The sequence below is a fragment of the Streptomyces sp. HNM0575 genome, from assembly GCF_012726265.1.
Classification (GTDB): Bacteria; Actinomycetota; Actinomycetes; order Streptomycetales; family Streptomycetaceae; genus Streptomyces.
Map to the genome: position 1 here is coordinate 316,100 of NZ_JAASAG010000008.1, position 21,438 is coordinate 337,537.

A 21,438-nucleotide genomic window follows, 5' to 3' on the forward strand; every position below is an offset into this window, starting at 1 on the left:
TGCCGTGAGTAGTTGGCGCTGCGCTTACCGACTGATGTGCCCATGGCCTGACACGGTGAAACCGAATGGAACGGGCGGGAGTTCGCCGCGCTCGATGCCGGTCCCGGACAGGTTGCGGCGGCAAGTGGACTAGAGTCCGACGGCGTGCACCTGAAGAGCCTGACACTGCGGGGATTCAAGTCCTTCGCCTCCGCCACGACGCTGCGGTTCGAGCCCGGGATCACGTGCGTCGTGGGCCCCAACGGCTCCGGCAAGTCGAATGTCGTGGACGCCCTGTCGTGGGTGATGGGCGAGCAGGGCGCGAAGTCGCTGCGCGGCGGGAAGATGGAGGACGTCATCTTCGCCGGTACGACCGGGCGTCCGCCGCTCGGCCGCGCCGAGGTCTCCCTCACCATCGACAACGCCGACGGCGCCCTGCCCATCGACTACTCCGAAGTCACCATCACGCGGATCATGTTCCGCAACGGCGGCAGCGAGTACCAGATCAACGGAGACACGTGCCGGCTGCTGGACATCCAGGAGCTTCTGTCGGACTCCGGGATCGGCCGGGAGATGCACGTCATCGTCGGCCAGGGGCAGCTCGACGGTGTGCTGCACGCCGACCCCAACGGGCGGCGCGCCTTCATCGAGGAGGCCGCGGGAGTCCTCAAGCACCGCAAGCGCAAGGAGAAGGCGCTGCGGAAGCTGGACGCGATGCAGGCCAACCTCGCCCGTGTCCAGGACCTCACCGACGAGTTGCGGCGCCAGCTGAAGCCGCTCGGGCGTCAGGCCGCCGTGGCCCGCAAGGCACAGGTGATCCAGGCCGATCTGCGGGACGCCAGACTGCGGTTGCTCGCCGACGACCTGGTGGCCCTGAAGGAGGCCCTCAGATCCGAGATCGCCGACGAGGCCGCGCTGAAGGAGCGCAAGGACGACGTCGAATCGAGACTGAAGGACGCACTGCGGCGCGAGGCCGACCTGGAGCACCAGGTGCGGATGCTGACGCCGCGTCTGGAGCGGGCGCAGCAGACGTGGTACGAGCTCTCGCAGCTCGCCGAGCGGGTGCGCGGCACCATCGGCCTCGCGGATCAGCGCGTACAGCATGCGGCGGCCGGGCCGGTCGAGGAGCGCCGCGGTCGCGACCCCGAGGACATGGAGCGCGAGGCCGCACGGATCCGTGAGCAGGAGGCGGAGCTGGAGGCCGCGCTGGAGGCGGCCGAGCGGGCGCTGGACGACACCGTCTCGCACCGGGCTGAGCTGGAGCGGCAGCTGCACGAGGAGGAACGCCGCCTCAAGGACGCCGCCCGCGCCATCGCCGACCGGCGTGAGGGCCTCGCGAGACTGCACGGGCAGGTCAACGCCGCCCGTAGCAGGGCGACTTCGGCACAGTCCGAGATCGACCGGCTGACGACGGCGAGAGATGAGGCGCAGGAGCGCGCCGCCGCCGCGCAGCAGGAGTACGAGAGCCTTCAGGCCGAGGTCGAGGGACTGGACGAGGGCGACAGCCGGCTCGCCGACGAGCACGAGGCCGCCAAGCGGGAGCTCGCCGGCGCCGAGGCCGCGCTCTCCGCGGCCCGGGAAGCCGTCACCACCGTCGAGCGGGAGCGGGCCGCCACCTCCGCACGCCACGACGCGCTCGCTCTGGGCCTGCGCCGCAAGGACGGTACGGGCGCGCTGCTCTCCGCGGGCGACGCGCTGAGCGGGCTGCTCGGCCCGGCCGCCGAACTGCTCAGCGTCACACCGGGGTTCGAGGTCCCGGTCGCCGCGGCACTGGGGGCGGCGGCCGACGCCGTGGCGGTCTCCGGGGCCTCGGCGGCCGCGGACGCGCTGCGGCTGCTGCGCAAGCACGACGCGGGACGGGCGGCGCTGCTGCTGGCCTCGGAGTCCGGCCCGTACGACGGACACGAGGCGTACGGGTCCGGATCCCACGAGTCCGGCCCCGTAGCGCAGGGCGAAGGCGGGCCGACACCGGTGGCGCGGCTCGTGCGCGCTCCCGCGGAGCTGATGCCGGCGGTGCGCGGGCTGCTGCGGGACATGGTGGTCGTCACGACGCTGGAGGACGCCGAGCAGACGGTCGCGGAGCGGCCCGGCACGGTGGCCGTGACCGCCGAGGGCGACGTTCTGGGAGCCCACTTCGCCCAGGGCGGCTCGGCCGGTGCGCCCAGCCTGCTGGAGGCACAGGCGGCCGTCGACGAGGCCGCGGCGGAGCTGGAGGAGCTCGCGACCCGGCACACGGAGCTGAGCGAGCAGCAGGAGAGCGCGAAGGCGCGGCGCCGCGAGTGCGCCGCGCAGGTCGAGGAGTTGGGGGCGCGGCGCAGCGCAGCCGACAAGGAGAAGTCGCAGATCGCCGGCCGTCTCGGCACGCTGGGCGGACAGGCCCGTGGCGCGGCCGGCGAGGCCGAGCGCACGGCTGCCGCGGTGGCGAAGGCCGAGGCCGCGCTCGCGAGGGCGACCGAGGAGGCCGAGGAGCTGGCGGAACGCCTCTCCGTCGCCGAAGAGGATGAGCAGGGCGAGGACACCGAGCCCGACACGTCGCTGCGCGACCGGCTCTCCGCCGACGGTGCCAACGCGCGGCAGACCGAGATGGAGGCCCGCCTCCAGGTGCGTACGCACGAGGAGCGGGTCAAGTCGCTTGCGGGACGGGCGGATTCACTCGACCGTGCGGCGCGTGCCGAGCGTGAGGCCCGGGCGCGCGCGGAGCAGCGCCGCGCCCGTATGCGGCACGAGGCCGAGGTCGCCGGGGCGGTGGCCTCCGGAGCGCGGCAGCTGCTCGCGCACGTGGAGGCCTCGCTGGGCCGGGCCCAGGAGGAGCGCGAGGCGGCGGCGCAGGCCAAGAGCGAGCGCGAGCGCGCGCTGACCGCCGAGCGCAACGAGGGCCGCGAACTCAAGGACGAGCTGGACAAGTTGACCGACTCGATGCACCGCGGCGAGGTGCTGGGCGCCGAGAAGCGGATGAAGGTCGAGCAGCTGGAGACCAAGGCCCTGGAGGAGCTGGGCGTCGAGCCGGCGGGGTTGGTGAGCGACTACGGGCCGGATCAGCTCGTACCGCCGTCCCCGCCCGCGGAGGGCGAGGAGCTTCCGGAGGATCCGGAGCACCCGCGCAACAAGCCGGTGCCGTTCGTACGCGCGGAGCAGGAGAAGCGGCTGAAGACGGCCGAGCGGGCCTATCAGAAGTTGGGGAAGATCAACCCGCTGGCGCTGGAGGAGTTCGCGGCGCTCGAGGAGCGGCACCAGTTCCTCAGCGAGCAGCTGGAGGACCTGAAGAAGACCCGTGCCGACCTGCTCCAGGTCGTGAAGGAGGTCGACGAGCGGGTCGAGCAGGTCTTCACCGAGGCCTACTACGACACCGCGAGGGAGTTCGAGGGCGTCTTCTCCAGGCTCTTCCCCGGCGGTGAGGGCCGGCTCGTACTGACTGACCCCGACGACATGCTCGCCACAGGGGTCGACGTCGAGGCCCGGCCTCCGGGCAAGAAGGTCAAGCGGCTGTCGCTGCTGTCCGGCGGCGAGCGCTCGCTGACGGCCGTGGCGCTGCTGGTGTCGATCTTCAAGGCGCGCCCCAGCCCCTTCTATGTGATGGACGAGGTGGAGGCGGCGCTGGACGACACCAACCTCCAGCGACTGATCGGCCTGATCGAGGAGTTGAAGGACAGCTCCCAGCTGATCGTGATCACGCACCAGAAGCGGACGATGGAGGTCGCGGACGCGCTCTACGGCGTCTCGATGCAGGGTGACGGCGTAACGAAGGTCATCAGCCAGCGGCTGAGTTGAGCCCGGGCCGGCGGGTGCGACTGCCACAACGCCTAGGCGGACACCGTCTCTTCACACCTTGAACAACGACGTGACGGTCGTAACTGCCATCTGATCAGTCTGGACCTATTGACTTCGAAACTTAAAGTCATAGTCTCTGCAACGTCACTTTTACCTTCAAGCCGTGGCGCGTGCAGTCTGCGTGCCCGCACCGAAGGCGGCACAGTCCCGAACCCGGTCCCCACGCCGGGCACGCAGGAGAGACCTTGACGAGCACCTCAGCATCGGCGCCCCCGGCGGAAGGCGGCCACACCGCCCCGCTCGGACGTGTCGTCTTCATCGCAGCAGCGGCCGCCATGGGCGGCTTCCTCTTCGGCTACGACAGCTCCGTGATCAACGGAGCCGTCGAGGCGGTACGCGGCAGGTTCGAGGCCGGCTCCGCCATGCTGGCCCAGGTGATCGCCGCAGCGCTCATCGGCAGCGCGATAGGCGCCGCCCTCGCCGGGCGCATCGCGGACCGCATCGGCCGCATCCGTGTCATGCAGATCGCCGCCGTGATCTTCACGGTGAGCGCCGTCGGATCGGCGCTGCCGTTCGCGCTCTGGGACCTCGCGCTGTGGCGCGTCCTGGGCGGCGTCGCCATCGGCATGGCCTCCGTGATCGGTCCCGCCTACATCGCGGAGGTGTCGCCGCCGGCGTACCGCGGGCGTCTCGCCTCCTTCCAGCAGGCCGCGATCGTCACGGGCATCGCCGTCTCGCAGCTGGTCAACTTCGGGATCCTGACGCTCGCGGACGGCGACCAGCGAGGGAAGCTGGCAGGGCTGGAGGCCTGGCAGTTGATGCTCGGCATCATGGTGATCCCGTCGATCGCCTACTTCCTGCTCTCCTTCGTGATCCCCGAGTCGCCGCGCTATCTGATCTCCGTGGGCAAGCAGACCAAGGCCCGCGAGGTGCTGGCCGGTGTCGAGGGCGAGCACGAGCGCATCGACGAGCGGCTCGCCGAGATCGAGCACGGCATGCGCACCGAGCACAAGTCGACGTTCAAGGACCTGCTCGGCGGGCGCTTCGGCTTCCTGCCCATCGTCTGGGTCGGCATCGGTCTGTCGGTCTTCCAGCAACTCGTCGGCATCAACGTCGTCTTCTACTACTCGTCGACGCTGTGGCAGTCCGTCGGGATCAACCCCGAGAGCTCTTTCTTCTACTCCTTCACGACCTCGATCGTGAACATCGCCGGCACCGTCATCGCGATGCTGCTGGTCGACAAGATCGGCCGCAAGCCGCTCGGGTTCATCGGATCGGTCGGCATGACGATCTCGCTGGGGCTCGTGGCCTGGGCCTTCTCCGCCGTACAGGGATCGGGCGACAACGTCTCGCTGCCGGACACCCAGGGCACCGTCGCACTGATCGGCGCGCACACCTTCACGCTCTTCTTCGCGCTCTCGTGGGGCGTCGTCGTCTGGGTGCTGCTCGGCGAGATCTTCCCGAACAAGCTGCGCGCCGCCGGACTCGGCGTCGCGGCGGCGGCCCAGTGGATCGCCAACTGGGTCATCACCGCCAGCTTCCCGAGCCTGTCGGACTGGAACCTGTCCGGCACGTACGTGATCTACACGTTCTTCGCCCTGCTCTCGATTCCGTTCCTGCTCAAGTGGGTGCCGGAGCCGAAGGGCAAGGCGTTGGAGGAGATGGGCTAACCGACCCCCGCCGCCCGCTCCTCTGAACGGTCGCCGCCCCGGCCCCCGATGCGGGCCGGGGCGGCGGCGTGCGCGGGGACGGGTGTGCCGTCCCGGACTTGACGGTGGCGGATACTGGACGGGCTATGGAAATCGTCATCCTTGTTGCAGTCATCGCCGTCGTCGTGCTGGCCACGATCAGCGGGCTCGTCGTCAGCGGCCGTAGGAAGAAGACCGCCGAGCGCGAGAAGCCCGCCGCCGCCCGTGGCACGACCACCGCGCCCGCCGAACCGCATGTCGGCGAGGAGGCCACCGGCACCGCCGAGGCGCCGCGCAGAACGATCGAAGAGGTCGGCCTGCCGCCCGCCGAGGCGGAGGCCCCCGCCGCCCCCGCGCCCGCAGAGCCCGCGATCGAGGAGCCCGAGCCCACGGCCGGGAGACTCGTACGGCTGCGCTCCCGGCTCTCCCGCTCGCAGAACACCCTGGGCAAGGGGCTCCTCACACTGCTCTCGCGCGAGCATCTCGACGATGCGACCTGGGAGGAGATCGAGGACACCCTGCTGACCGCCGACGTCGGCGTCGCACCCACGCAGGAGCTGGTCGAGCGCCTCCGTGAGCGTGTGCGGATCCTCGGCACCCGTACGCCCGAGGAGCTGCGCGGGCTGCTGCGGGAGGAGCTGCTCACGCTGGTCGGCCCGGATCTGGACCGTACGGTCCAGACCGAGACCGGAGGGCCCGTCGACCGGCCGGGCGTCGCGCTGGTCGTCGGCGTGAACGGCACCGGCAAGACCACCACGACCGGCAAGCTCGCACGCGTGCTCGTGGCCGACGGCAAGTCCGTGGTGCTCGGCGCCGCCGACACCTTCAGGGCCGCCGCGGCCGACCAGTTGGAGACGTGGGGCAAGCGCGTCGGCGCCCGCACCGTGCGGGGGCCGGAGGGCGGCGACCCGGCGTCCGTGGCCTTCGAGGCGGTGAAGGAGGGCACCGAGCAGGGCGCCGAGGTGGTGCTCATCGACACCGCGGGGCGGCTGCACACCAAGACCGGGCTCATGGACGAGCTGGGCAAGGTCAAGCGCGTCGTCGAGAAGCAGGGTCCCGTCGATGAGGTGCTGCTCGTACTCGACGCGACGACCGGCCAGAACGGTCTCGTGCAGGCACGCGTCTTCGCCGAGGTCGTGGACATCACCGGCATCGTGCTCACCAAGCTGGACGGCACGGCCAAGGGCGGCATCGTCGTGGCGGTGCAGCGCGAACTCGGCGTCCCCGTAAAGCTGATCGGGCTCGGGGAGGGCGCGGACGACCTCGCGCCGTTCGAGCCCGGGGCCTTCGTGGACGCGCTGATCGGCGGGGAGTGATCCGCCTCGCCGCGCTCCCGTCCCGGCGAGGGCCTCGCCGTGGTCGCGGCCGGGTCCGTACGGCGCAGCGCCCCGTCCCACGGTGAGGGACGGGGCGCTCTCGCGTCGGCGTGATGTGCGTGCCGCGTGACCGCGGCGCAGGTGCGTACGGCCCCGGTCAGGCCGCCGAGCGGTGGGAGACGTATGCGAGCGTGCCCAGCAGCAGCCGGGCCTGCGGCGGACGGCCCGTGCCCTCCAGGGTCGGCGGGCGCAGCCAGCGCACGGCGCCGAGGCCGCCGCGGTCCGACGGCGGCGCGGTGACGTACTCGCCCTCGCCCAGGCCGCGAAGATCGAGCCGGGCGTCGTCCCAGCCCATCCGGTAGAGCAGTTCGGGCAGTTCGGCGGCGGCGCCGGGTGCGACGAAGAACCATGCGCGGCCGTGCGGTGCGAGCGCGACGGGTCCGAGCGGCAGACCCATCCGTTCCAGCCGTACGAGCGCGTGACGGCCGGCAGCCTCGCCGACCTCGATCACGTCGAAGTGCCGTCCCGTCGGCAGCAGGAGCGCGGCGCCGGGGCACTGCCGCCAGGCCGCGCCCGCCTCGTCGAGCGTCGAGCCGGGCGGCACCTCCAGGGAGGCGTCGAGGGGGTGTGCTCCCGGCGCGGGGCAGACGGCCGCGCCGCACGAGCACTCCGTACGCCCGCCCGCACCACGCGCGGCACGCGCGCCCGGGACCACGGACCATCCCCACAGCCCGGTGTACTCGGCGACCGTCGTGGCCGCGGAGGTGCGGTGACGGCGGCGGCCGCCGGAGCGCAGTTGATGAGAGTCCCGGGTGCCGCCCAGGCCGCTGATGGCGCCGATCGTGAAGCCCATGCTCCCTCCAACTGGTCCTGCCTGCCTGTGGTTACGAGCCTGCTGCGCACAGTGACGGGACACATGCGTGGGTGTCCGCCCGTATCGGCCGAGTCGTGTGTCAAGTGAATCGTGTGCGGCCACAGAGGGGTTCATTCGAAGGGGTGGCGAATGGTGGCGATTCTGCGAACCCCCTCGCCCCGCCCGTGATCGTAGGATTACTTTCGGTACACACGCGGTGGCGGAATCGCCTCGTGGGTATGCCGGAGGCATGGTTCGTGGGGGCGGTGAGGGGCCTGATGGGGGCGTTACCGGTTGGTGAGAGCGACAAGCTCCCCAACAAGCAGCTGAGTTCGTGGTTCATGCGCAGCGGCTGGTCCAAGGGAGAGCTCGCGCGCCAGGTCAACCGCAGGGCCCGTCAGCTGGGCGCACACCACATCAGCACCGACACCTCGCGGGTGCGCCGCTGGCTGGACGGCGAGCAGCCGCGCGAACCCATTCCGCGCATCCTCTCCGAGCTGTTCTCCGAGCGCTTCGGCTGCGTGGTCGCGGTCGAGGACCTCGGGTTGCAGCCCGTACGCAGGTCGCCCGCCGCCTCCGGGGTCGATCTGCCGTGGGCGGGCCCGCAGACCGTCGCGATGATCAACGAGTTCACGCGTAGCGACCTGATGCTGGGCCGGCGCGGATTCCTCGGCGCCTCCCTGTCGGTCTCCGCCGGGCCGTCGCTGATCGAGCCGATGCAGCGCTGGCTGGTGCCGAGCCCCTCGGCGGCGGACGCGGGCGGCTCCGCGGCCGCCGGCTCCGCTGTCGTGACCTCCCCGCACGGCAGCGGAGCCACGGCGTCCGCGACGGGGAGCGGCGGCGCGGTCACGCCGATGCCCGCCCGCCGCGGACCGGGAGCGCGGCAGCGCACGGAGAAGCTGTCGATGCCCGAGGTCGAGCTTCTGGAGCACACCACGGTCATGTTCCGGCAGTGGGACGCCCAGTGCGGCGGCGGGCTGCGCCGCAAGGCGGTCGTGGGGCAGCTGCACGAGGTGACGGACCTGCTTCAGGAGCGGCACGCGGAGCCGGTCGGGCGCCGCCTGTTCCGTGTGACGGCCGAACTCGCCGCGTTGGCAGGGTGGATGAGCTACGACGTCGGCCTCCAGTCCACCGCGCAGAAGTACTTCGTGCTGGCGCTGCACGCCGCGAAGGAGGCCGGGGACCGGGCCCTCGGGTCGTACGTACTGAGCAAGATGGGCCGGCAGATGATCCATCTGGGGCGCCCGGACGACGCGTTGGAGCTGGTGCACCTCGCGCAGTACGGCAGCCGTGAGGGTGCGACGGCCCGTACGCAGGCGATGCTGCACGCGATGGAGGCGCGCGCGTACGCGAACATGGGCCAGCCGGGGAAGTGCCGGCGGGCGGTGCGCATGGCCGAGGACACCTTCGAGGACGCCGGGCCGGGCGACGGCGACCCGGACTGGATCCGCTTCTTCTCCGAGGCCGAACTGAACGCGGAGACCGCCCACTCCTACCGCGATCTCGCCTACTCGCAGGGGCGCAGCCCGACTTACGCGTCGATGGCGCGGCCGTCGATGGAGCGGGCCGTCGAGCTGTTCAGGCGTGAGGCGGAGGAGACGGAGGGCGGCGGCCACCGCCGTTCGTACGCGCTGAACCTCCTCGGCATGGCGAGCGTGCATCTGCTCCAGAAGGAGCCGGAGCACTGCGCGTTCCGCGCGGGGGAGGCGATCGAGCTGGCCAGGAGGCTGCGCTCCGAACGCGTAAACAACCGGCTGCGCAGGACCGCGGCGTGGGCGGCGCGCGACTTCGGGGAGGTGGCGGAGGTGGTGCAGCTCGGCGAGCGGCTCGCGGCCGAGCTGTCCGACGCGGAATCGCCGGCCGCGGCGGCGGGGTGAGCGCGTGCCGCACCGCTGTCGTGCGCGCCGGGAGGGGCCCCGGCCGCACGCCGCCACACGCTATCGCCGCGCGCGTGGCGCCCGCGGCGGGACGGATCTCAAAAGAATTACGAACTCGTGGAACCCACCCGGGAGTTGATCCGTCCAACCCATGACAACCGGCCGTGACCGGTACCCCGGACACCCGACAGGCTCCCCCCGTTGCCAGTCGTACAGGGTGCGGTCGCGGCCGGTTCTCCACGTCAGGGAGCGCCCGGTCCACAGTGGCCCGCGCGGCGCCCCGCCACACGGCGGTTCATCCACCCGTAACACCGCGGCGCCCATCGTCATCACGGTGAAACACCGCACGGCATCAATGGAAACGGGACGCGGCGACTGTGGCCGCATCACCCCCCGGCCACCCCGATCAACCCGCCCGTCCCGTCCGTAAGGCGCGGGCCGGTACTTCGAGGAGACGTCCATTGAACGGCGCCGATACCGCATTCGTACTGCTCAGTGCGTTCCTGGTCATGCTGATGACACCGGGCCTCGCCTTCTTCTACGGCGGCATGGTCCGCGTCAAGAGCGCGCTCAACATGCTGATGATGTCCTTCGTGTCCCTCGGGGTGCTGAGCATCCTGTGGGTGCTCTACGGCTACTCGCTGGCCTTCGGGCCCGACGCGGGCGGCGTCATCGGCAATCTCGACTTCGCCGGGTTCAAGGGCATCTCTGACGGGACGCTGACCGAGAAGGGCGGCATCCCCGTCTTCGCCTTCGCGCTCTTCCAGATGATGTTCGCGATCCTCACGCCCGCGCTGATGAGCGGGGCGCTCGCCGACCGCGTGAAGTTCTCCGCGTGGACCGTGTTCATCGCGCTGTGGGCGACCCTCGTCTACTTCCCCGTCGCGCACTGGGTGTGGGCCGACGGCGGCTGGCTCTTCGACCTCGGGATCATCGACTTCGCCGGAGGCACCGCCGTACACATCAACGCGGGCATCGGGGCGCTGGCCGCCGTGCTGGTCGTCGGAAAGCGCGCCGGCTTCAAGAAGGACCCGATGCGTCCGCACAGCCTGCCGCTAGTGGTGCTCGGCGCCGCCCTGCTGTGGTTCGGATGGTTCGGCTTCAACGCGGGCTCGGAGCTGGCCGCGGACGGCACCTCCGCCCTGATGGCCATGAACACGCAGCTCGCCACCGGTGCGGCCGTACTGGGCTGGCTCGCCTACGAGCGGATCCGGCACGGCGCCTTCACCACCCTCGGTGCCGCGTCGGGCGCCATCGCGGGGCTCGTCGCGATCACACCGTCCGGGGCGAACGTCAACGCCATGGGAGCGCTGGCCATCGGCCTGGTCGCCGGGCTCGTGTGCTCCTGGGCCGTCAGCCTCAAGTTCAAGCTGGGCTTCGACGACTCGCTGGACGTGGTGGGTGTCCACCTCGTCGGCGGCGTCATCGGGACGCTGATGGTCGGGTTCCTGGCCACCGGGGGCGACGCCGGCCTGGCGCAGTTCGGCAAGCAGGCCACCGGAGCCTTCTCCGTGATGGGCTACTCGTTCGTGGTGTCCTGGATCATCGCCAAGCTGATCCACGTCACGATCGGGATGCGGGCGAGCGACGAGGACGAGACGAACGGGCTCGACCGCGCATACCACGCGGAGACGGCGTACGACTTCAGTGCGGTGGGCGGTTCCTCCTCCGGGCCGTTCACCGGGACACTCGCCGGGGCGGCTGCCGCCGGGACCACGGCCACGTCGTCCGACGGAGCGTCGTCCGGCGCCTCGTCCCCCGCACGTCCCGGCACGGCGGAGTCCGGCCCGCTCTCCGAGAAGAAGGTTGACGCATGAAGCTCATCACCGCGGTCATCAAGCCGCACCAGCTGGAGGACGTGAAGGAGGCGCTGCGCGCCTTCGGAGTGCAGGGCCTGACGGTCACCGAGTCCAGCGGCTACGGACGCCAGCGCGGCCACACCGAGGTCTACCGGGGCGCCGAGTACACCGTCGACCTCGTGCCGAAGCTGCGGATCGAGGTGCTGTCCGACGACGAGGAGGCCGAGGAGCTGCTGGAGATCGTGGTCAAGTCCGCACGTACCGGCAAGATCGGCGACGGCAAGGTCTGGATGGTGCCCGTCGAGACCGCCGTACGGGTCCGCACCGGCGAGCGCGGGCCGGACGCCCTCTGAGGGGCGGCGCATGGGCGGCGGAATCAGCGGGCTCGGCGGGCTCCCCGGCACGGCAGGGGAAGCGGGCCCGGACACGTCCGAAGGCGCGGCCGGTGATGCGGTCGGTGACGGGACCCGTGGCGCGGCCGACGCCCGTGCCCGTCACGCGGCCGGTGCCGCGCAGCAGTCGGAGGCGGAGGCGGAGGCGGAGGGCGGCTATGCCGCGGACCGGCTCCGTCTCCTCCGCGGCGAGGACGGCACGGCGGCCGGGGCGCCCCGCCGTGCCGAGCTTGCACGGCTGACCGACCGGTGGCTGACCGGTCTGCTGGGGGACGCGGGTCCCGGCGTCGCCCTCGTCGCGGTCGGCGGCTACGGCAGGGGCGAGCTGTCGCCGCGCAGCGACCTCGACCTGCTGCTCCTGCACGACGGCAGCGCGGGCCCGGGCGGGATCTCCCGCATCGCGGACCGCGTCTGGTACCCCGTCTGGGACCTCGGGATCGCCCTGGACCACTCCGTACGCACGACCTCGGAGGCCCGCGCCACGGCCGAGGAGGACCTGAAGGTCCAGCTCGGCCTGCTCGACGCCCGGCACGTCGCCGGCGACGCGACGCTCACCGAGGGGCTGCGCACCGGGCTGCTCGCACGGTGGCGGGCGCAGGCGCCCAAGCGCCTGCCCGAACTGCGGGAGCTGGCCGACGAACGGGCCCGCAACCACGGTGAGTTGCGATTCCTGCTGGAGCCCGACCTCAAGGAGGCGTACGGCGGGCTGCGGGACGCTACGGCGCTGCGTGCGGTGGCGGCGTCCTGGCTGGCGGACGCGCCGCGCGGCGGGCTGGCGCGGGCGTACGAGTCGCTGCTGGACGTACGAGACGTGCTGCACCTCTCCACGGGCCGAGCCACCGACCGGCTCGTCCTCCAGGACCAGGACCAGGTAGCCGCGGCGGTCGGCCTCGCCGACGCAGACGCCCTGCTGCGGCAGGTCTACGAGGCCGCCCGCACCATCGCTTACGCGTCCGATGTGACGTGGCGCGAAGTGGGACGCGTGCTGAAGTCCCGCGGGGGACGCACCTCGCGGCTGCGGGTGCTGCTGGGCGGCGGTGGCGCGGGCTCCCCGCGGTCCGCGGCCCAGACGGGGACCCGGGCGCGGAACCAGGCGGGCCGGGCGGGCGGCCAGGCGAGCGCCAGGCCGGGGGAGCAGGAGCGCACGCCGCTCGCCGAGGGCGTCGTCGAACACGAGGGGGAGGCGGCGCTCGCGCGCACCGCCAGGCCCGAACGCGACCCCGTGCTGCCGCTGCGTGCGGCGGCGGCCGCGGCACAGGCGCAGCTGCCGCTGGCGCTGCCCGCGGTGCGGCGGCTCTCGTCGGCGCCGGAGCTGCCGGTGCCATGGCCCGCGGAAGCGCGCGAGGAGTTCGTGACCCTGCTGGGTGCGGGCGAGGCGACGGTGCCGGTGTGGGAGGCGCTCGACGCCGAGGGCCTGACCGGGCGCCTGCTGCCCGACTGGGAGCGCGTGCGCTGCCGCCCGCAGCGCAACCCCGTGCACCGGTTCACCGTCGACCGTCATCTCGTGGAGACGGCGGTACGGGCCTCCGCGCTGACGCGCCGCGTACAGCGTCCCGACCTGCTGCTGGTGGCCGCGCTGCTGCACGACATCGGCAAGGGCTGGCCGGGCGACCACTCGATGGTGGGCGAGACGATCGCGTACGACATGGCGCGGCGCATGGGCTTCGACGCGGCGGACGCGGACGTGCTGGCAAGGCTCGTACGGCATCACCTGCTGCTCGTGGAGACGGCCACGCGGCGCGACTTGGACGACCCGGCGACGATCCGTTCGGTCGCCGACGTCGTGGGTGCGCCGGGAACCCTTGAACTCCTGCATGCGCTGACCGAGGCCGACGCGCTCGCCACCGGGCCCGCGGCATGGTCGGCATGGCGCGGCACGCTCGTCGCGGACCTGGTCAAGCGGGTCGGCGGGGTGCTCGCGGGGGAGGCGGTGGAGGAGCACACCGAACCGTTCGTGCCGTCGGCCGAGGCGGAACGGCTCGCGGTCGAGGCGTGGCGCAGCCGGGGGCCCGCGCTCGCGCTCAGCACGCCTGCCGCGCACGCGGCACGGGACGCGGAACACGGCGACGAGCACCACGGGCGCGACGGACTTCCGCAACACGGTGTCGCGGAACACGGCCTCGCGAATGACGGCGAAGAGGACCGGCCGAGCGCCCCCGTCGGGGCCGAGCTGCTGATCGCCGTCCCGACGCGCCCCGCCGCGGACCACCCGGCGCAGGCGGCCGGTGACGAGGGCGCGCTCGGAGCGGCCGGCGCCGCCGGCGCCCCCGGCGGCAGCGGCCCGTATGCGATGGGCGTGCTCCCTGCCGTGGCGGGCGTCCTCGCACTGCACCGGATGACCGTACGCGCGGCGGACCTGCGGCTGATGCGGCTGCCCGCCCAGGTGACCGGGGCGGCGGTGAGCGGGGCGACTGAGAACGGGCCGGCTGAGAACGGGCCGATGGAGAACGGGCCTTCGGTGACCGGGGCGGTGCCCGGCCTGCCCGGTACCGCCGACGAGGAGGCGGCCGTACTGCTGCTGTCGTGGCGGGTGGCCGCCGAGTACGGTTCGCTGCCACCCGCGCTGCGGCTCCGCGCCGACCTCGCACGTGTCCTCGACGGCTCCCTCGACGTCGCGGCCCGTCTCGCCGAGCGCGAGGCCGCCTACCGCAGGCCACGTCGGCGCCGGGCCGGGCGGCACGCACCGCCGCCCCGGGTCACCGTGGCGCCGGCGGGTTCGCAGTCAGCGACCGTGCTGGAGGTACGGGCCCAGGACGCACCGGGCCTGCTGTACCGCATCGGACGGGCCCTGGAGGGGGCTGGCGTGCTCGTACGCAGCGCGCATGTCAGCACGCTCGGGGCCAACGCCGTCGACGCGTTCTATCTCACGGGAGCCGACGGTGCCCCGCTGCCGGCCGGCGAGGCCGCGGGGATCGCCCGCGAACTCGAGCGCGAGCTGGGCCGGGAACCGGACGACGCCGCGTAGGCCGAGGCCCCTCGGCCGCGGCCGGTCACGTCCCGTGCGGACCCGCCCCCCGGACGGTCGGGTCCGCACGGGCTCCGTCCATCCTGTCCCGTCCGCCCTCTTCCGCCCTTTCCGTCCCGTTCCGGAGCCGGTCGTCGCCCGGACCTGACCGCACTCCGTACGGACGGATACCCTTGGAGGCCGACTGCCGACCTGACCCAGTACCCAGACGCGAAGGACCCGCGAACGCCGTGTTCGACACTCTCTCCGATCGCCTCGCAGCGACCTTCAAGAACCTCCGGGGCAAGGGCCGCTTGTCCGAGGCGGACATCGACGCCACGGCCCGCGAGATCCGCATCGCGCTGCTGGAGGCGGACGTCGCCCTTCCCGTGGTGCGTGCCTTCATCAAGCAGGTCAAGGAGCGCGCCGTCGGGAGCGAGGTCTCCCAGGCGCTGAACCCCGCCCAGCAGGTCATCAAGATCGTCAACGAGGAGCTGATCGGCATCCTCGGCGGCGAGACCCGCCGCCTGCGGTACGCGAAGAACCCGCCGACCGTCATCATGCTCGCCGGTCTTCAGGGTTCGGGTAAGACGACGCTGGCGGGCAAGCTGGGCCGCTGGCTCAAGCAGCAGGGCCACACGCCGCTGCTCGTCGCCTGCGACCTCCAGCGTCCGAACGCCGTCAACCAGCTCTCCGTGGTGGCCGAGCGCGCCGAGGTCGCCGTCTTCGCGCCGGCGCCGGGCAACGGCGTCGGCGACCCGGTGAAGGTCGCCGAGGACTCCGTGGTCCACGCGCGCGACAAGCAGCACGACGTCGTGATCGTCGACACTGCGGGCCGCCTCGGCATCGACGAGGAGCTGATGCGGCAGGCCGCGGACATCCGCGACGCCGTCAGCCCCGACGAGATCCTCTTCGTCGTCGACGCGATGATCGGCCAGGACGCCGTCACCACCGCCGAGGCCTTCCGCGATGGCGTCGGCTTCGACGGAGTGGTCCTCTCCAAGCTGGACGGCGACGCACGCGGCGGTGCCGCCCTCTCGGTCGCCCAAGTGACCGGCAAGCAGGTCATGTTCGCCTCCAACGGCGAGAAGCTGGACGACTTCGACGCGTTCCACCCGGACCGCATGGCGTCCCGCATCCTCGGCATGGGCGACGTGCTCACGCTCATCGAGAAGGCCGAGCAGACCTTCGACCAGCAAGAGGCCGAGAAGATGGCCGCGAAGCTGCAGAAGGGGCCCAAGGAGTTCACGCTCGACGACTTCCTGGCGCAGATGGAGCAGGTCCGCAAGATGGGCTCCATCTCCAAGCTGCTCGGCATGATGCCCGGCATGGGCCAGATGAAGGAGCAGATCAACGATCTCGACGAGCGCGAGGTCGACCGTACGGCCGCGATCATCAAGTCCATGACGCCGGCCGAGCGCGCCGAGCCCACCATGATCAACGGTTCGCGCCGTGCCCGTATCGCACGGGGCTCCGGCGTGGAGGTCAGCGCCGTGAAGAACCTGGTCGAGCGGTTCTTCGAGGCCCGCAAGATGATGTCCCGCATGGCGCAGGGCGGCGGCATGCCCGGTATGCCGGGGCTGCCGGGCATGGGCGGCGGCGGCAAGAAGAAGCCGAAGCAGCAGAAGAAGGCCAAGGGCAAGCGCCAGTCGGGCAACCCGATGAAGCGCAAGCAGGAGGAGAAGGCGGCCGCCGAGCGCAAGGCCGCGGGCGCGGGCAGCGCCTTCGGCGGAGCGGGCGCGGCGCAGAGCCCGGAGGAGTTCGAACTTCCTCAGGAGTTCAAGGACATGCTGCCCCCGAAGTGAACCATCGGGCCCGGGGGCGGATGATGTCGTTCATGCGCGTATACATCCGGCCCCCGCAGCCCGGCGACGAGACCGCCTACCGAGAGGCGGTGCTCCGTTCCGCCGACCACCTCAGCCCCTGGAATCCCGTCGAGCCGGACGGCCTTCCCGACTTGCTGCGGCGTCAGGGCCCCGCGCTGCGCAGCTTCATGATCTTCGACAGCGACGACGACGGGCTCGTCGGCCGCGTCAACGTCGCGAACATCGTCCGTGCCCGCTTCTGCAACGGCTCGCTGGGCTACGACAGTTACGTGCCGTACGCGGGCACCGGCCGGATGACCGAGGGGATGCGCCTGATCGTCGACCGGTGCTTCGAGAGCGCTCCGCAAGGTCTGGGGCTGCACCGCCTGGAGATCAACGTCCAGCCGGAGAACGACCGCTCCACCGCCATGGCGCGGCGGCTGGGCTTCCGGCACGAGGGGTTCTCGCCCCGCCTGCTCTTCCTCAACGACGCCTGGCGGGACCACGAGCGGTTCGCGATCACCGCCGAGGAATGGCCGGAGGCGCGTGCCGCGCTGCGGATGCGCGAGCGGAACAGCCGCCCCAACGGCTCGCGGAACAGGGCGCAGCAAGGATCGCAGTACGGGTCGCGGCAGGGCCCGGAGCAGGGCCGGCCCGAACCGGGTGTGGGGATGGGCGCCGACCGCTGACGGCCCGTCCGGGCGGAAGGCCGCCGACGCGGAACCGGCTGCCGTGACTGCCTTCCGGCGCGGCCGCCGTCCTCTTCCCCCGCCGTCCGACTCCGCACCGACGCGCATCTGACGTTCCGCCAGGACAGAGATGTACGGTACATGCCACCGGGGCGGTGTCATTCGGACACGGCCCCGACAGCATTCCGCCACCCCCTCGTAGACCGGAGAGCCTTATGCGCAACAGATCCGTTCTGGCAGCGGTGAGCCTCGCGGCGGTCGCCCTCGTGGCGTCGGTTCCCGTGCCCGCCGCCGCGGCCTCGGGGACCACCGCCGCCGGCGCGGCACCCGCCTCCGCACGCGGCGACTGCCCGCAGCTGTCGAAGAAGCTCAAGTGGTACGGGCACAACCGCGAGGAGCTTCAGCGGACGATCGACGAGCGCGGCCTCTGCGGCCACCACGCCGGCCCCGGCAAGTCCCGGCCCGTCGCCGCGTTCGACTGGGACAACACCGTCACCAAGAACGACACCACCGACGTCACGCTCGCCTGGGCGTTGCAGCACGACAAGATCCTCCAGCCGCGCAGCTGGCACGACACGAGCAAGTGGCTCACGCCCGCCGCGAACCGTGCGCTGACGAAGGCGTGCGGCCGGTCCGTTCCCGTGGGCCGTCCGCTGCCCACCTCCGGGGACACCGACTGCACCGACGAGATCTTCGAGATCCGTGCCGAGGCGCAGACCATGGACGGGCACCCGGCCTTCGGCGGCGAGTGGAACCACCGCCGCACGGTGCCCGAATACGCCTGGGTGGCGCAGCTGTTCGCCGGGCACACCCCCGCGCAGGTCGGCGAGTACACGGCTGCCGCCCGCAAGAAGGCCCTCGCGGCCCGCGTCGGCAGCGAGATGAAGGTCGGCACCCACACCGTCCCGGCGTACGTGCGCTACTACCAGCAGCAGAAGGACCTCATCAGCACGCTTCAGAAGGCGGGCTTCGACGTCTACATCGTCTCGGCCGGAGTCGAGTACGCGGCCGAGGTGTGGTCGAAGGGCGTGGGCATCGACCGCAAGCACACCATCGCGATCCGCAGCATCCTGCGCGACGGCCGCATCACCACGGCCATGGAGGGCTGCGGGGGCGAGCCCGCGAGCGAGGGCGAGACCATCCCGTACATCGACGGCAAGCGCTGCTGGATCAACCAGGACATCTACGGGATCAAGGGCCCTGCCGCCTGGAAGCAGCAGGACCGCGCTCACCGGATCACGGTGGGCGGCGGTGACGCCGACACCGACGTCACCTTCGTACGCGACGCCACGGGCGCCCACCTCGTGCTCAACCGCAACAAGGACGAGGTGATGTGCCGGGCGTACGACGACGAGGACGGCCGCTGGATCGTCAACCCGATGTTCATCGAGCCGCTGCCGCAGAAGCCGGAGCCCTATCCGTGCGCGACGTCCGCGTACATCGAGGAGAACGGTGCGCTGACGGCCGTACGGCGCTACGACGGCAGTGTCGTGCCCGATCAGCGGGACAGCGTCTTCGGCTGATCCGCGGGTCGGGGTCAGAGCGGGTCAGAGCGCGGGTCAGAGAGGGAGGGGCGAACCGGCGGCGAGTCCGCGCGGCCCGGCTCGGGGGCCGTCCTCGGGCACGCCCCCGGTGACGTCCCCGTTCGAGTTCGCGTCCGCGTCCGGGTTCGCGTCCGCGGGCCCGTCGCCGATGCCGAGGAAGCGTGCCGCTGTCGCACCCACGTCGGCGAGTGACGCCGCGTCCGGGAGGAGCACCGCCCCGGACGCGGCGTTCCGCGTTTCCGTGCGGCGCGTTCCGGTCGCGGCCGGTTCCGTGCGGTCTGTTTCCGCGCGGCCTGTTTCCGCGCGGTCTGGTTCCGTACGGGACGGTTCCGTGCGGGCCGGTTGCGCGCGGCCCGCTTCCCGGCCGCCCGTGGGCGCACCGCGGGCGAGAACCAGCACCGGCACGTACTCACGGGTGTGGAAGGCATGGCCGATCAGCGGGTCGTTGCCGTGGTCCGCGGTGACGATCAGCACATCGCCGGGCCGGTCCAACTCCCGCACCAGCAGGCCCAGTCCGGCGTCCGCCTCCCGGAGCACCTCGCCGAAGCGCGCGGCGTCCTGCTGGTGCCCGGCCAGGTCGGTCTCCTGGACGTTGGCGACGACGAGGGCCGGGCCGTCGTCCCCGCCCGAAGCGGCGCCCTCCCGTCTCCCGGCGGCACGCACCGCGTCCAGCGTGTGCGCCATCACCTCGTCCGTACGTACGGCAGGGCGGCGCACCGCGCTCCCGCACGTGAGGATGTCCGCCGCCTTTCCGACGAGGGTGACCGCGGCGCCCGCGCGTGCCGCGAGCTCCGGCAGCTGACGTGTGTGGTCCAGCGGCGCCCCCAAGTGCCGTACGCGCAGGCCGCCGTTGCGGTAGAAGCCCGATGCGGGTGTGTCGAGACCGGTGGTGCCGCCCTCGCCCTGCCGTACGAAGGAGCGCAGCGGGCCGTCCGCGTGGCCGCCGACGGCGATGACGCGGGCGACGGGCGCGACCGCCCGGACCGTACGGGCCACGGAGAGGATCCGCTCGAAGGGCAGGTCGTCGAGGCGGGCGGAGACGTTCCAGTTGACGCCCGGGTCGGCCTCCAGGTTGTCGTGCACGAGGACGTCGCCGTCGACCAGCAGCACCGGACCGCCGTCCAGGGGCTCCGCCTTGTGACCGGCCTCCTCCAGCGCCCGTACCAACTCTCCCGTGTGCGCGGCGAGGCGGGCGACGGCGACCCGGCTGAAGTCGGCGCCCATCATGGTCTGGTGGCCCGCATAGGTGTCCGCGCCCTCGTAGCCGAGGCGGGCACGGGCGACCGCGACGGGCAGCGCCGTCCCGGTCGCGAGGGCGGGGTGCGGGCACAGCACGCCGAGACCGAGCGCGCCGAGGGCGGGAAGCAGCAGCTCCGGTTCCGCACCACCGTGGGCGGGGCGGCAGTGGTCGAGGAGATGCACGAGCGTGTGGGCGTTCCGGTCGCCGGGGCGCAGGGTGCCGGCGTCGGGCATGGCGCCGATGCCGAGACCGTCGAGTACGACGACCACCGCCCTGCGGACCCTGTCCCCGGACGGATGCGTACGCACAACCCGGGAGGGAGCGGCCCGCGTTGAGCCCGCCCGGGCGGCTCGCCGTCCGCCGCCGCTCACAGGGCCCGCCCCAGCGCGTCGTACAGGCCGGTCAGCTCCGGTGCCCCGGAGGCGAGACCCGAGACGACCGCCACGCTGCTGCGCGTGACGAACATCTGCGTGCGGAAGGCGAGCAGCGCGGTGTCGCCCGCGCGCACCGGCGGCGCACCCGGCGGGGGAGCCTCCAGCAGCCGGTAGTAGTCGATGTTCTCCGCGGGGAGGCCCTGTACGGGCAGCCGCAGGCCCGTGCGGTGCAGCAGCGCGTCCTTGATCTGCGCGCGGGCGTAGAAGCCTCCGCCGAAGAGGGCGGGGCGGCCGTCGGCGAGGGTGTGGGCGACCTCGGTGACGTAGACGTAGCCGGGGCGTTCCGGCTGGTCCGGGTCGAGCGCGTGCAGCGGCGTCGTGCCCGTCAGCGCGTGGCCGGGCTCGCCGTGCGTGGCGCCGAGCCGGGCGAGGAGGGGGAGGGCGGCGGCCGATGTGGCGCCGGGCGCGCTGAGCCGGAGGCCGGTGTGGCCCCGGCTGTCCAGGAGGGCGCGGGCCTCGCGCAGCATCCCGAAGGTGTCCGTGGGCCGCGGCGTGCCCGTAGCCGGATCGCATACGAGGCACGGGAATCCGGTCACGCCCGCGATCCGTATGCCCGGCATCGCCTCGGCCTCGGCGGCGAAACCGGCCACGCCCTCCAGCGGGATCCCGCCCTCCTGGCCGGGGAAGGCCGAGCGGGGTCCGCCCGCCAGCCGCAGCAGCACGTCCTGTACGAAGCCCTGCCTGCGCGCCTCGTCCGACACGGCGCGGGCGTTGGCCGGGTCGAAGACGGTGACCGCCTCGGGGCGCCAGGCGAGCATCTCCGGCAGCGCCCGCCGCGGAATCTGCGCGAGGTGCCCGAGGTTGCCCGCGCGGGCGCCCGCGGCGCGCAGGGTGCGTGCCTCGGGGGCGTCGATCGCGGCGGAGGCGGGGATGTGCCGGGCCACGGCCGCGATCAGCTCCGGGTTGCGGCCCAGCTGCTTGACGACGAACCACAGGGTCAGGCCCGACCGCCGGGCCTGGTCGGCGAGCAGCGCGGCGTTGGCCTCCACGGCGTCCCGGTCGACGACGTAGGTGTCCGGCGGTATCGCACCGTCCCGGTGCAGCGCGGCAGCGGTGTCCGCGAGTCCGGGATTGCGGGCGAGGACGGTGTCGAGGAACAAGGTCGGTCCT

General features: G+C 72.4%; 12 protein-coding genes and 1 pseudogene. 10 read left to right on the top strand and 3 right to left on the bottom strand.

The annotated features are described in order from the left end of the window. The first annotated feature begins 144 nt into the window (after positions 1-144). The 3 genes from smc to ftsY all read left to right on the top strand — a co-directional run bounded on the left by smc (position 145) and on the right by ftsY (position 6,751). Positions 145-3,747 (top strand): chromosome segregation protein SMC, encoded by a 3,603-nt coding sequence (smc, locus tag HCC61_RS20655; RefSeq protein WP_169137429.1) that lies wholly within the window; start codon positions 145-147, stop codon positions 3,745-3,747. Between the two features lie 245 nt (positions 3,748-3,992). Beyond that, positions 3,993-5,417 (top strand): sugar porter family MFS transporter, encoded by a 1,425-nt coding sequence (locus tag HCC61_RS20660; protein WP_169137431.1) that lies wholly within the window; start codon positions 3,993-3,995, stop codon positions 5,415-5,417. 125 nt (positions 5,418-5,542) lie between these two features. Next, a complete protein-coding gene (ftsY, locus tag HCC61_RS20665; RefSeq protein WP_169137433.1) occupies positions 5,543-6,751 on the top strand; it encodes a signal recognition particle-docking protein FtsY in 1,209 nt (402 codons plus the stop codon). A 157-nt stretch (positions 6,752-6,908) separates the two neighbouring features. Here the strand turns inward: ftsY and HCC61_RS20670 are convergent, their stop codons facing one another. Continuing rightward, complete coding sequence (locus HCC61_RS20670; protein ID WP_169137435.1) at positions 6,909-7,604, bottom strand: bifunctional DNA primase/polymerase; 696 nt, start codon at positions 7,602-7,604, stop codon at positions 6,909-6,911. 278 nt (positions 7,605-7,882) lie between these two features. Between HCC61_RS20670 and HCC61_RS20675 the strand changes: the two genes are divergently transcribed. From HCC61_RS20675 to HCC61_RS20705, 7 genes and pseudogenes are all read left to right on the top strand, one after another. Further along, the gene (locus tag HCC61_RS20675; protein WP_169137565.1) at positions 7,883-9,481 is read left to right on the top strand and encodes a hypothetical protein; all 1,599 of its coding nucleotides are present in this window, start codon (positions 7,883-7,885) and stop codon (positions 9,479-9,481) included. 461 nt (positions 9,482-9,942) lie between these two features. Further along, complete coding sequence (locus tag HCC61_RS20680) at positions 9,943-11,298, top strand: ammonium transporter (RefSeq protein ID WP_169137437.1); 1,356 nt, start codon at positions 9,943-9,945, stop codon at positions 11,296-11,298. Then, on the top strand, positions 11,295-11,633 hold the full coding sequence (locus tag HCC61_RS20685) for a P-II family nitrogen regulator (protein ID WP_169137439.1): 339 nt from the start codon (positions 11,295-11,297) through the stop codon (positions 11,631-11,633). Before HCC61_RS20680 ends, HCC61_RS20685 begins: the two co-directional genes overlap by 4 nt. Positions 11,634-11,643: 10 nt before the next feature. After that, positions 11,644-14,637 carry a [protein-PII] uridylyltransferase gene (locus HCC61_RS20690; RefSeq protein WP_169137441.1) on the top strand — a complete coding sequence of 998 codons (2,994 nt, stop codon included), beginning with the start codon at positions 11,644-11,646 and terminating at the stop codon, positions 14,635-14,637. Between the two features lie 230 nt (positions 14,638-14,867). Beyond that, positions 14,868-16,421 (top strand): signal recognition particle protein, encoded by a 1,554-nt coding sequence (ffh, locus tag HCC61_RS20695; protein WP_169137443.1) that lies wholly within the window; start codon positions 14,868-14,870, stop codon positions 16,419-16,421. 20 nt (positions 16,422-16,441) lie between these two features. Then, positions 16,442-16,960 (top strand): annotated as a pseudogene (locus HCC61_RS20700) (GNAT family protein); the annotation flags it as partial. A 365-nt stretch (positions 16,961-17,325) separates the two neighbouring features. Then, positions 17,326-18,633, top strand: coding sequence for a haloacid dehalogenase-like hydrolase (locus HCC61_RS20705; protein ID WP_169137445.1), 1,308 nt, complete (start codon positions 17,326-17,328; stop codon positions 18,631-18,633). 36 nt (positions 18,634-18,669) lie between these two features. Here the strand turns inward: HCC61_RS20705 and HCC61_RS20710 are convergent, their stop codons facing one another. Next, positions 18,670-20,202, bottom strand: a complete 1,533-nt coding sequence (locus tag HCC61_RS20710) for a phosphopentomutase (protein ID WP_346777302.1) — start codon at positions 20,200-20,202, stop codon at positions 18,670-18,672. Positions 20,203-20,261: 59 nt separating this feature from the next. Continuing rightward, complete coding sequence (locus HCC61_RS20715; protein WP_169137447.1) at positions 20,262-21,428, bottom strand: alanine racemase; 1,167 nt, start codon at positions 21,426-21,428, stop codon at positions 20,262-20,264. Positions 21,429-21,438 lie beyond the last annotated feature (10 nt).